The following is a 12114-nucleotide window of genomic DNA, read 5'->3' as shown; positions in this document are numbered from 1 at the left end:
ATTTTTATAAGAATAACTAGAAGAAAGGCAAACCCAAAAGCATGAGAGAGCTCGCCAGTAACAATTTACTTTGTACACTATCCATAAATAGCAAACATCTCAAGCTCCATTAATCTTCAAAACATCATAGATAAACTCTAGTCCAAAATTTAAGCAATTGATGCTGTAGGATTTATACATTGTTATAAATTTCTAGTCGTTTTGTTGTTATAGTAACAAAAACGACATAGAAAAACGAGTATCTCCATCTACGGAAATGCTCGTTTTTTTGCTAGTTAGAAGTGATTTTTTGCTCAGCCTCATTTCTTTTTATAAAATTTATCAAGCAAGCGACCAACTATCTCATCTTTTTTCTATTTCTGTCAATATGCGTGACAGGTAGTAATGATAGCCAAAAATAGCAAGAGCAAGCAAGAGGATAAGAACTCCTACTCCCAAGCTAATGGCAAGGATAGGGGAGAGAGACCGAACCAAGAATAAGCTCCCTATTACAAGGGCCATTAAGAGAACACTATAAACCAAAATCAAAACAATTGCTACTATACGATTTGAACGGTTCACCAAGTCCGTAATGCTACTCCAATTGGTTGACAGATTTTTCACGTCCTTAAAGTAATTGTAGCAAGAAAGGATGACACTGGCAAGGATCCAGACTACAAGAAGGTAAATCATCGAAAGGATGGGCAAGCCTAGATATAGAGAAAGGCCAAGTAAAGTCAGAACTGGTAAAAAGGACTGGACAGCAAATATAATCCAAAATTTCACTTTCACATAACGAGCAAAGTCAAAGGGTAAACTCTTAAGAAAATCAACATTTTCCCTCTCCAAGGACAAGGCAATTGAATGCAGGCTGGTGATATTGTTATTGACAACTGCTATAAAGAGAGCTATAAAAAACAAGGGTAACCAGTATGGAGGATGAATGTCTGGAACTATCTGAGAATCTCGAATTTTGGAAATCAGACCGATCATCATGAGATAAGGAAGAAAAGCACTTGTAAAAAGCACTGTAATCACGCCAGTTCCCTGTCCCAAGAGGGTGAGGTGGTAGCGTAAAACCATACGGAAAAAGCCCTTTTTATTAGTAGTTGAAATTCTCTCCTTACTGCGACGTTCTTTCTTGACCTTCTCCTCACTGTTAAGCAGAATCACGTCATAAAAATGAGGAAGAACCTTCTTTTTGGTCAGGTAAAGCAAGAAAACAGTTAAAGCTATCCAAGCTAACAGACCCAGTATGGCTTCTGTCGAAAAAGGCTCCACTGCTATTTTGTAAAAGATATGAAGAGGATAAAGGAGAAATGGAATGTCTCTAACTTTGTCAACAATACTTCCAAAAGTCGACTGTAGAAAGAGGACAAATATTAAAGGTATGAGAACCCCTATCCCAATCATCACATTCGAAAAAATAGACTGATACTTTCTGAAGACCCTAGTCTGAGCCAAGAAATGTACTGCCACTACCATCACTAAAGTAACAGAGACAAATAATAAGGCCAAGGACAGCAACATCAAAGGCAAGCCCAGCCAAAGAGAAGGAGCTAGCCTAATATAGAGGACTAGAAAATAAGCTAGGATTGGTACAATTCCAGCTAGAGCTGGCAAGAGAACAGACAGTCCTTTAGCAATTATAATCTCTGATTCTTTAAAGGCATAGGGCCTATACGATGCCAAGTCCTTACTCTCATAAAAGACATTGTAAAATGCAGTGAAAGAAGTTGAAAAGGCAAGCACCAGTAAAATAGCAACCATGCTACTAAAAAAACTTGGCATTTCCTCAAAAGGAAAACGAAAGGCTATATTTATAAACATGAAAAGCATCAAGAGACTAGAAAAAATGTAAGAACTTAGGACTCTAGCGGAAACATTTACTTTTTTCCCAGGATTCTTAGCCTGCTTCTTTCGTAGATTAGCCAGATTAGCTTCTTGAGATGAATAGAGGATATTGATATCAACTAATTTTTTAATGACTTTGAGACGCATCCGCAACCTCCTCTTTTCTACCGGCAAGGCTAAGATAGATACTTTCCAAAGACTGGTCTGGGTGGTCTTTTCTCAAGTCCTCTACGCTACCACAATAAATCAAATGTCCCTTTTTCAAAATGGCAATCCGATCACAGACTTGCTCAGCCACCTCTAGGACATGGGTTGAAAACAAGACTGTCTTGCCTTTTTGTGCATGTTCCTTCATCATTTGCTTCAAATCAAAGGCAGCCTGGGGATCCAAACCAGTCAAGGGTTCATCCAAGACCCAAATATCGGGATCGGACAAGAGTGCTCCGATGACAAAGACTTTCTGACGCATTCCGTGAGAAAGGGTTTCAATAACCTGATAGCGATTTTCAGCAAAATCAAAAACGTTCAATAGCCTAGCTAGACTAGCCTCCAAGTCAGAGCTAGTCAGATCATAGGATGAAGCAATCAATTCCCAAAATTCATTGGCCGTTAAGCGTAAAAATAAGTCAGGCGAGTCTGCTACGTAGCCAATCTTTCGTTTAATAGCCAAGCGATTTTCCGATAACTCCTGACCATCTACCAAAATACGACCACTGCTGGGCGAAATGATACTGACTAAGGATTTTATGGTGGTCGATTTCCCAGCCCCATTATGGCCAATCAAGCCCATAATCTCCCCATTTTCAATCTGCAAATTGAGATTGCTCAAAGCCTCTTTATCACCATACAACTTACTAACATTTTGAAATTCAATCATGGGATGACTCCTATCTTTATCTATATTACATACTATTATACTAGCACTTTGATACAAAAAAATCAATACTTTATTTTAAGTAGTTAAAATAGTTTCCTTCTATCTTATGCAAACGTTGGCGCTAACCAATACTTTATGATAGAATAAAGAACAAGATTGACAAGTAAGAGGAAACATCATGCAAAATCAAACACTCATGCAATACTTTGAATGGTATCTGCCCCACGACGGTCAGCACTGGACGCGTCTGGCTGAAGATGCTCCACACCTAGCTCATCTGGGGATTAGCCACGTCTGGATGCCACCAGCTTTTAAGGCAACCAATGAAAAAGATGTCGGCTATGGGGTCTATGACTTATTCGACCTAGGAGAGTTTAACCAAAAAGGTACTATCCGCACCAAGTATGGTTTCAAAGAAGACTATCTTCAAGCCATTCAAGCCCTAAAAGCACAGGGAATTCAACCTATGGCCGATGTAGTGCTCAATCACAAGGCTGCAGCCGATCACATGGAAGCCTTTCAGGTCATCGAAGTGGACCCTGTAGACCGTACAGTTGAACTTGGGGAACCCTTCACCATCAATGGCTGGACTAGTTTTACCTTCGATGGTCGCCAAGATACCTACAATGACTTCCACTGGCACTGGTACCACTTCACAGGTACAGACTATGATGCTAAACGCCGAAAGTCTGGGATTTATCTGATTCAAGGAGACAACAAGGGCTGGGCAAACGAGGAATTGGTCGATAATGAAAACGGTAACTATGACTACCTCATGTATGCCGACCTAGACTTTAAACATCCTGAAGTCATCCAAAATATCTATGACTGGGCTGACTGGTTCATGGAGACGACTGGTATTGCTGGTTTCCGTTTGGATGCCGTTAAGCACATTGACTCTTTCTTCATGAGCAATTTTATCCGTGATATGAAGGAAAAATATGGTGAGGATTTCTATGTTTTCGGTGAATTTTGGAATCCAGACAAGGAAGCCAATCTAGACTATCTTGAAAAAACGGAAGAACGCTTTGACCTTGTCGATGTTCGTCTCCACCAGAATCTCTTTGATGCTAGCCGAGCAGGTTCCAACTATGACCTTCGTGGCATTTTTACAGATAGCTTGGTGGAACTCAAGCCTGACAAGGCTGTGACTTTTGTCGACAACCACGATACACAACGAGGTCAGGCTCTTGAGTCTACCGTTGAAGAATGGTTCAAACCAGCAGCCTATGCCCTCATTCTGTTACGCCAAAATGGCCTTCCATGTGTCTTTTACGGCGACTACTATGGGATTTCAGGGCAATATGCTCAACAAGATTTCAAAGAAGTCCTTGACCGCCTCCTAACCATCCGAAAAGATTTGGCCTATGGAGAGCAAACAGACTACTTTGATGATCCTAACTGTATCGGTTGGGTACGTTCAGGTGCTGAAAATCAATCCCCAATCGCAGTCCTTATCTCAAATGACCAAGAAAACAGCAAGTCTATGTTTGTCGGCCAAGAATGGGCTAACCAAACTTTCATAGACTTACTTGGAAATAACCAAAGTCAAGTTACAATCGATGAGGAAGGTTATGGACAATTCCCAGTCTCAGCTAGATCCGTAAGTGTCTGGGCAGCCAATACAATCTAATTGCCAATGATTATCAAGCCAGGTCCAATCGGATTTGGCTTTTTTCTATTCACAAAAAAGACCTACCCAAATGGATAGATCTTTACTTGATTACAATTTAGCTGCTACTTCATCCAACAATTCTTGGATCTTAGCTTGGTTGCTTCCTCCTGCCATGGCCATGTCTGGTTTACCACCACCACGTCCATCGACGATTGGTGCCAATTCTTTGACAAGATTTCCTGCATGAAGGTCTTTTGTCTTGCTTGCTACAAGAACATTGACTTTGTCACCGATAGCAGCAACTAGGACAAGAAGATCAGAGTAGTCTTTTTGTTTCCAGTTATCCGCAAAAGTACGAAGGGCACCAGCGTCAGATACAGATACTTGGCTAGCAATGTAACGGTGACCATTGACTTCCTTAACATCCTTGAAGATATCGCCTGCAGCAGCCGCTGCGGCTTTTTCTTTCAACTCAGCATTTTCTTTTTGCAATTGACGAAGTTGTTCTTGAAGTCCTTCTACCTTGTGAGGAACTTCCTTAACTTGTGGTGCTTTAAGAGTTGCTGCGACAGCTTTAAGAGCGTCTTCTTGTTCACGGTAGGCTTCAAAGGCTTCCTTACCAGTCACTGCCAAGATACGGCGAGTTCCTGATCCAATACCTTCTTCTTTGACAATCTTGAAGAGACCAATCTCAGAAGTGTTACCAACGTGGGTACCACCACAAAGCTCGATAGAGTAGTCACCGATAGTGACAACACGGACTTCCTTGCCGTATTTCTCACCAAAGAGGGCCATAGCTCCCATTTCTTTAGCAGTGTCAATATCTGTCTCAACAGTTTCTACAGCAATGGCTTCCCAGATTTTCTCGTTGACTTGCTGTTCAATCGCGCGCAATTCTTCTGCAGTTACAGCTTGGAAGTGGGTAAAGTCAAAGCGAAGGAATTCAACTTCATTAAGAGATCCTGCCTGGGTTGCGTGGTTTCCAAGGATATTGTGAAGGGCAGCGTGAAGCAAGTGAGTCGCAGTGTGGTTTTTCATGACACGGTGACGACGATTTGTATCAATTGCCAAGGTATATTCTTGGTTCAAGGCAAGCGGTGCAAGAACTTCAACCGTGTGAAGTGCTTGTCCGTTTGGTGCTTTTTGAACATTGGTCACAGTAGCCACGACCTTACCTGACTCATCCAAGATTTGTCCGTGGTCAGTGACCTGTCCACCCATTTCAGCATAGAATGGCGTTTCCGCAAAGATAAGTGAGGCAGTTCCTTCTGACACAGATTCTACTTCTGCATTGTCAGCCACGATAGCCACCAATTTAGAAGACAATTGGCTAGCATTGTAGTTGAAGACACTTTCTACAGTGATGTTTTGAAGGGTTTCATTTTGCATACCCATTGAGCCACCCTTTACAGCTGACGCACGCGCACGTTCTTGCTGTTCTTTCATGGCTGCTTCAAATCCTTCACGGTCCACAGTCATACCAGCTTCTTCAGCGATTTCTTCAGTCAATTCAACTGGGAATCCATAAGTATCGTAGAGTTTAAAGACATCTTGACCAGCAATGACAGATTGACCTTTTTCTTTCAAGTCTGCTACGATACCTTGAGCAAAGTGTTGACCTGAATGAAGGGTACGAGCAAAGGATTCTTCCTCGCTCTTAACAATTTTTTCGATAAAGTCACGTTTTTCAAGCACTTCTGGGTAGTAGCTTTCCATGATTTTACCAACAGTTGGAACGAGTTTGTAAAGGAAAGGCTCGTTGATTCCCAATTTTTGACCATGCATAGAAGCACGACGAAGAAGACGGCGAAGGACATAACCACGTCCTTCGTTTCCAGGAAGAGCACCATCACCGATGGCAAATGAAAGGGAACGGATGTGGTCAGCAATAACTTTAAAGCTCATGTTGTCGCCATCTTGGTCATAGACCTTACCAGATAATTTCTCCACTTCACGGATGATCGGCATGAAGAGATCCGTTTCAAAGTTTGTCTTAGCCCCTTGGATAACCGCCACCAAACGCTCCAAACCAGCGCCCGTATCAATGTTCTTGTGTGGCAATTCCTTGTACTCACTACGAGGAACAGCAGGGTCTGCGTTAAATTGTGACAATACGATGTTCCAGATTTCGATGTAACGGTCGTTTTCGATATCTTCTGCAAGGAGACGAATACCGATATTTTCTGGGTCAAAAGCTTCCCCACGGTCAAAGAAAATCTCTGTGTCCGGTCCAGAAGGTCCCGCACCAATTTCCCAGAAGTTGTCCTCGATTGGAATCAAGTGACTTGGGTCCACTCCCACTTCAATCCAACGGTTGTATGAATCTTTATCGTCTGGATAGTAGGTCATGTAAAGTTTTTCAGCTGGGAAATCAAACCATTCTGGGCTTGTCAAAAGCTCATAAGCCCAAGTGATCGCTTCGTCACGGAAGTAATCCCCGATAGAGAAGTTCCCCAACATTTCAAACATGGTATGGTGACGTGCAGTCTTCCCTACGTTTTCGATATCGTTGGTACGGATAGCCTTTTGGGCATTGGTAATACGTGGATTTTCAGGGATAATAGTCCCGTCAAAGTATTTCTTAAGGGTTGCTACCCCAGAGTTGATCCACAAAAGAGTTGGGTCATTTACAGGAACCAAACTTACTGATGGTTCTACTGAGTGACCTTTGGTCGCCCAGAAATCAAGCCACATTTGGCGTACTTGTGCACTAGATAGTTGTTTCATATTGTCTCCTTATTTACTTGTTTAATGTGATTGGCTTTCCAGCATTTCCACATAGTCAATCGCGACACAGAGGGAAATGACTAGGTCTGCATAAGCGTCCTCCAGAACCGTTACGGCATAGGTAGAGGTCAAATGGAAGAGTTCCTTCTTAATTTCCGCAATCAGCTGATCGCGATCATCCAGCAATTTGAAATTTAAATCCCAGATATTGCCCTCGACACGAAGACCCAGATTATCAAACTCATACTTATCTCGCCAGAAGGTCAACTTCTTGCGAATGACAAAACTCGAGCCATCCCGAAGCTGAATCTCAAAACGAGGTAGCAAGGTCAAGATTTCTTTACTGATCTGACTGATCTGTTCGCCAGTCGCATCATAGATGGTAAAAGTTTTGGGAATCTTAAAAAATGATCCCTCTACCTGATAGGCGATTTCTCCCCTGTCATCCTTGATAGCGAAGCGTTCGCCTCCAAGACGAAACTTTTGTTTGACAAGAAATGTTTTCATCAACACCTCCAAAAATCAAAAGACAAGTTCATATCACGAAGGGCGAAAAACCGCGGTACCACCTTCATTCAATGAACTTGTCATTCTCTTATTCTTATGCAATTGTATGATTGAGTAGCATGACTTTCTAGCTTAGATGGCTCGCAGCACCGCCATTTCTCTGGACTAAGACAAGAGAAAATCAATTCTCAACTTTCTTATTATAACGTTTTTTTAAGCTTGCGTCAACTGGAAATGATACCCATTTAATAACCCATTTCCTACATCTCAGATTACTTTTTCAGAACATATTTTTTCTTACTACTATCACTCTTTTTATCCCAACTTTTATTCCAAAGTTTTGAATTGTTAAAGATAGCTTCGAAAATATTTACAAATATAAAGAACCCTATCACCAAATGTATGGAATCAGTTGTTAGGTATTGTCGATCCAAACCATCCTTTAGAGAGAATAGTATAACAGTTTGCTGAACAGTCAAAAAGGCTGGCCAAAAAAATTTTTTGAAAAAAGTAGATATTTTCATTATTTGTTACCGCTTTCTGTAAGGTTAAACTTAGTATACTACTGGGAAAGAAAATAAGCAACTAGAATAGAAAAAGATATGGCTATAAAAGCTGACCTCTATTAAAAAACGAACCAGCTTGACTGATTCGTTTCATAACTGCTAACTCCTACTTCCGATACATTTTAAACTGTAGGAAGAGGTCGCTATATTTTCCTGTCCATTTATGGTCAAATTTCTCATAAACTTCCAGGTGTTTCATTGTTTCAGCATCAGGATAGAAGGCCTTGTCTTCTTTCTTCTCCTCTGGTAGCAATTCCTTAGCTGGTAGGTTTGGTGTTGAATAGCCGACATACTCTGCATTTTTGAGAGCATTTTCGGGTTTCAACATAAAGTTGATAAAGGCATAGGCTGCATCTTGGTTTTTGACTGTTTTGGGAATCACCATATTGTCAAACCAAAGGTTGCTAGCCTCGGTCGGAACCACATAGCGTAGATTTTCATTTTTTTCTAGCATTTGGCTGGCTTCACCAGAGAAGGTCACTCCGATAGCAGCGTTGTTCTGAATCATGTAGCCCTTCATCTCATCCGCCACAATAGCCTTAATATTTGGAGTCAGCTTGTAGAGCTTGTCCACTGTCTCTTCCAACTGCTGGGTATCCTTGGAGTTGAGGCTGTAGCCTAGCGAATTGAGTCCGAGTCCCAAGACCTCACGCGCCCCATCAAAAAGCATGATAGAGTTCTTATACTCTGGCTTCCAGAGGTCATCCCAATGCTCAGGCGCTTGATCGACCATGGTTTCATTGTAGACAATTCCCAAGGTTCCCCAGAAGTAAGGGATGGAGAATTTATTGCCTGGGTCAAAGGACTGGTTGAGGAACTCTGGTCCGATATTTTCAAGACCTTCAAGTTTTGAATAGTCAAGCGGTACCAAGAGGTCTTCGTCCTTCATCTTGTTAATCATGTATTCACTAGGAATGGCAATATCGTAGGTCGTTCCACCCTGCTTAATCTTGGTGTACATGGCTTCGTTGGAGTCAAAGGTCTCGTACTGAACTTGGATTCCTGTTTCTTCTGTGAATTGCTCCAAGAGTTCAGGATCGATATAGTCCCCCCAGTTGTAGATAACAAGTTTTTGACTATCTCTGCTATTGATTTTACTATCTAGATGAGTCGCAATTCCCCATAAGATCAAGATAATGGCTACAATTCCTGCTAAAAATGAATAGAGTTTTTTCATGCTTGCTCCTCCTTCTCACGTGAGATAAAGTAATATCCAACCACTAGGATAATACTAAAGAGAAAGACAAGGGCAGACAGAGCATTGATTTCGAGCGAAATCCCCTTGCGAGCACGAGAGTAAATCTCGACTGACAGGGTTGAAAAGCCATTTCCCGTTACAAAGAAGGTCACAGCAAAGTCATCTAGCGAATAGGTGAAGGCCATGAAATAACCTGCAATGATAGACGGAGTCAGGTAAGGAAGCATGATTTCCTTGAACATCTGAAATTGACTGGCACCAAGGTCATAGGCCGCATGAATCATGTCAGCGTTCATTTCCTTGAGTCGAGGCAAGACCATCAAGACCACGATAGGAATGGAGAAGGCCACGTGACTAGATAGAACGGTCAAAAAGCCAAGTGAAAACTTGAGTTGAGTAAAAAGAATCAAGAAGCTGGCACCAATCATAACATCAGGCGCAACCATGAGGATATTATTGAGTGAAAGAAAGGCTTCTTGGTATTTCTTACGAGACTGATAAATGTAAATAGCACCGAAAGTCCCGATAATGGTCGCAATCAAGGCTGATAGGAAGGCCAAGAAAAAGGTCTGAGTCACAATCAACATGAGACGACCATCGCCAAACATGGTTTTAAAATGGCTCAGGCTAAAGCCTGTAAAGCTGTTCATGTCGTTTCCTGCATTAAAGGCGTAGCCAATCAAGTAAAAAATCGGCAGGTAGAGGACAAGAAAGACCAGTCCCAGATAAAGGTTGGCAAATTTTTTCATCGTTCTCTCCTTTCCTTAGTCACCCACATGGTGATGAACATGGTCAGGATAAGAATCACACCGATGGTAGAACCCATACCGTAGTTGTCATTGGTCAGGAAGTTTTGCTCAATAGCCGTCCCCAAGGTGATAACGCGGTTCCCACCAATCAAACGGGTCAGCATGAAGAGACTCAAACTTGGGATAAAGACCGACTGAACTCCACTTCGCACGCCGTTCATAGACAGAGGGAAGATGACATGACGGAAGGTCTCCCACTTGGTCGCACCTAGGTCATAGCTGGCATTGATGAGATTGTTGTCCATATCGTCCAAAACATTGAAGATTGGCAAAATCATAAAGGGAAGCTCGATGTAGCTTGCGACAAAAATAAAGGAGAAATCGGTAAAGAGCAACTGTTGCGAACCGATTCCGATAAATTCCAAGAATTGATTAATAGAGCCATTTTGACCAAAAATCCCGATAAAAGCATAGGCTTTAAGAAGCAAATTGATCCAGGTTGGCAGAATAATCAGCATGAGCCAGAGTTGACGGTGCTTGAGACGAGTCAAAAAGAGGGCTGTTGGATAGCTGATAAGCAAGGTCACAAAGGTCACAATTCCTGCATAGAGTACAGAGTTGAAACTCATTTTTAGGTAGGTCAAGTTTTGTGACGCAAAGTAAGATTTATAATTTTCTAAACTAAACTGGCCTTCAATGTTGAAAAAGGATTGTCCGAAAATCAAGACCAAGGGTGCCAGGACAAAGAGGGCAATCCAAAGTATGTAGGGTACTACAAAGAGTTTAGAGCTTGTTTTCTTCATCTCTTTCCTCCTCGATTGCATTGATCAGACCTGCTTCTTGCTCTTCGATTTCCACGTATTCTTCGATACGAGCATCGAACTCTTCTTCGGTTTCATTGAGACGCATGATGTGAATGTCTTCTGGTTCAAAGTCCAGACCGATTTCCTCACCCACGATGGCCTTACGGGTTGAGTGGATCATCCATTCATTTCCAAGTTCATCATAGGCGATAATTTCATAGTGAACCCCACGGAAAAGTTGAGTATCAACTTTTACTTGGAGCTTGCCTTCTTCAGGAAGGGTAATCCGCAAGTCCTCTGGACGAATAACAACCTCGACAGGTTCATTTGGCTTCATCCCCCCATCAACCGCTTCAAAGCGTTTGCCGTTAAACTCAACCAAGTAGTCCTCAATCATGGTTCCTGGCAAGATATTTGACTCACCGATAAAGGTCGCAACAAAATGGTTAATCGGCTCATCGTAGATGTCCACAGGTGTTCCAGACTGGACAATCTCGCCATCATTCATGACGAAAATCCAGTCACTCATGGCAAGAGCTTCTTCCTGATCGTGAGTAACAAAGACAAAGGTAATGCCCAATCGTTGTTGCAGTTCCCGCAATTCGTACTGCATGTCTGTTCTTAATTTCAAGTCCAGCGCTGACAGAGGCTCGTCCAACAAAACCACACGAGGTTGATTGATGATGGCACGGGCAATTGCCACACGCTGACGTTGTCCTCCAGAGAGTTTACGGATGGAACGTTTTTCGTAACCTTCCAACTGAACCATCTTGAGAACTTCCGCTACGCGTTGCTCGATTTCTTTCTTGTCAATTTTACGCAAGCGAAGTGGAAAGGCAACATTTTCAAACACATTCATATGTGGAAACAAGGCATAGGATTGGAAGACAGTATGGACGTCTCGCTTGTTGGTTGGAATGTCGTTGATACGAACACCGTCCAGCAAAATATCTCCAGTCGTAGCATCCAGTAAACCTGCAATGATGTTAAGGATGGTTGATTTCCCTGAACCAGATGCGCCTAAAAGGGTGTAGAATTTCCCTTCTTCCAACTCAAAGTTGATGCCTTTGAGAACCTTGGTGTTGCTGTCTTCAAAAACTTTAGAGACGTTTTTGAATTCAATAATTGGTTTTTTCAATTGTCATTTATTCCTTCTTTTTCATAGATTAACAGATCAGGGCTCTGTCAGGCCACTACTACCTCGTGTAGGAGATTGAACTGCCTACATTCTTCTGCACT

At 42.1% G+C, this 12114-nt stretch carries 10 protein-coding genes; 1 reads left to right on the top strand and 9 read right to left on the bottom strand.

Annotation, left to right across the window (positions count from 1 at the left end):
- Positions 1-342: 342 nt before the first annotated feature.
- Positions 343-1980, bottom strand: a complete 1638-nt coding sequence (locus tag KV696_RS00180) for a hypothetical protein (protein ID WP_219966523.1) — start codon at positions 1978-1980, stop codon at positions 343-345.
- Complete coding sequence (locus KV696_RS00175; protein WP_219966522.1) at positions 1961-2710, bottom strand: ABC transporter ATP-binding protein; 750 nt, start codon at positions 2708-2710, stop codon at positions 1961-1963. Before KV696_RS00175 ends, KV696_RS00180 begins: the two co-directional genes overlap by 20 nt.
- 178 nt (positions 2711-2888) lie before the next feature.
- On the opposite strand from KV696_RS00175, the gene KV696_RS00170 reads away from it, so the two are divergent.
- On the top strand, positions 2889-4343 hold the full coding sequence (locus KV696_RS00170) for an alpha-amylase (RefSeq protein ID WP_219966521.1): 1455 nt from the start codon (positions 2889-2891) through the stop codon (positions 4341-4343).
- Positions 4344-4433: 90 nt separating this feature from the next.
- Here the strand turns inward: KV696_RS00170 and alaS are convergent, their stop codons facing one another.
- The 7 genes from alaS to KV696_RS00140 form a co-directional block, all read right to left on the bottom strand.
- Positions 4434-7052, bottom strand: a complete 2619-nt coding sequence (gene alaS, locus KV696_RS00165; RefSeq protein WP_219966520.1) for an alanine--tRNA ligase — start codon at positions 7050-7052, stop codon at positions 4434-4436.
- A 21-nt stretch (positions 7053-7073) separates the two neighbouring features.
- Positions 7074-7559, bottom strand: a complete 486-nt coding sequence (locus KV696_RS00160) for an LURP-one-related/scramblase family protein (protein WP_219966519.1) — start codon at positions 7557-7559, stop codon at positions 7074-7076.
- A gap of 272 nt (positions 7560-7831) precedes the next feature.
- Complete coding sequence (locus tag KV696_RS10315) at positions 7832-8083, bottom strand: hypothetical protein (RefSeq protein ID WP_309147677.1); 252 nt, start codon at positions 8081-8083, stop codon at positions 7832-7834.
- A 148-nt stretch (positions 8084-8231) separates the two neighbouring features.
- Positions 8232-9302 carry an ABC transporter substrate-binding protein gene (locus KV696_RS00155; protein ID WP_219966518.1) on the bottom strand — a complete coding sequence of 357 codons (1071 nt, stop codon included), beginning with the start codon at positions 9300-9302 and terminating at the stop codon, positions 8232-8234.
- Positions 9299-10072, bottom strand: coding sequence for an ABC transporter permease (locus KV696_RS00150; RefSeq protein WP_219966517.1), 774 nt, complete (start codon positions 10070-10072; stop codon positions 9299-9301). Before KV696_RS00150 ends, KV696_RS00155 begins: the two co-directional genes overlap by 4 nt.
- Complete coding sequence (locus KV696_RS00145) at positions 10069-10875, bottom strand: ABC transporter permease (protein WP_219966516.1); 807 nt, start codon at positions 10873-10875, stop codon at positions 10069-10071. The genes KV696_RS00150 and KV696_RS00145 overlap by 4 nt, the downstream gene beginning before the upstream one ends.
- Positions 10856-12013 (bottom strand): ABC transporter ATP-binding protein, encoded by a 1158-nt coding sequence (locus KV696_RS00140; RefSeq protein ID WP_219966515.1) that lies wholly within the window; start codon positions 12011-12013, stop codon positions 10856-10858. Before KV696_RS00140 ends, KV696_RS00145 begins: the two co-directional genes overlap by 20 nt.
- Positions 12014-12114 lie beyond the last annotated feature (101 nt).

The sequence above is a fragment of the Streptococcus humanilactis genome (assembly GCF_019448275.1).
Taxonomy (GTDB): domain Bacteria; phylum Bacillota; class Bacilli; order Lactobacillales; family Streptococcaceae; genus Streptococcus; species Streptococcus humanilactis.
Note: the sequence above shows the minus strand (reverse complement) of the source record. Positions and strands in the feature narration are given on the sequence as shown.

Bases quoted from the DNA above. Each gene is read 5' to 3' on its own strand.
- KV696_RS00155 (WP_219966518.1), bottom strand. From the start codon at position 9,302: ATGAAAAAACTCTATTCATTTTTAGCAGGAATTGTAGCCATTATCTTG.
- KV696_RS00150 (WP_219966517.1), bottom strand. From the start codon at position 10,072: ATGAAAAAATTTGCCAACCTTTATCTGGGACTGGTCTTTCTTGTCCTC.
- KV696_RS10315 (WP_309147677.1), bottom strand. From the start codon at position 8,083: ATGAAAATATCTACTTTTTTCAAAAAATTTTTTTGGCCAGCCTTTTTG.
- KV696_RS00180 (WP_219966523.1), bottom strand. From the start codon at position 1,980: ATGCGTCTCAAAGTCATTAAAAAATTAGTTGATATCAATATCCTCTAT.
- KV696_RS00170 (WP_219966521.1), top strand. From the start codon at position 2,889: ATGCAAAATCAAACACTCATGCAATACTTTGAATGGTATCTGCCCCAC.
- KV696_RS00175 (WP_219966522.1), bottom strand. From the start codon at position 2,710: ATGATTGAATTTCAAAATGTTAGTAAGTTGTATGGTGATAAAGAGGCT.
- KV696_RS00145 (WP_219966516.1), bottom strand. From the start codon at position 10,875: ATGAAGAAAACAAGCTCTAAACTCTTTGTAGTACCCTACATACTTTGG.
- alaS (WP_219966520.1), bottom strand. From the start codon at position 7,052: ATGAAACAACTATCTAGTGCACAAGTACGCCAAATGTGGCTTGATTTC.
- KV696_RS00160 (WP_219966519.1), bottom strand. From the start codon at position 7,559: ATGAAAACATTTCTTGTCAAACAAAAGTTTCGTCTTGGAGGCGAACGC.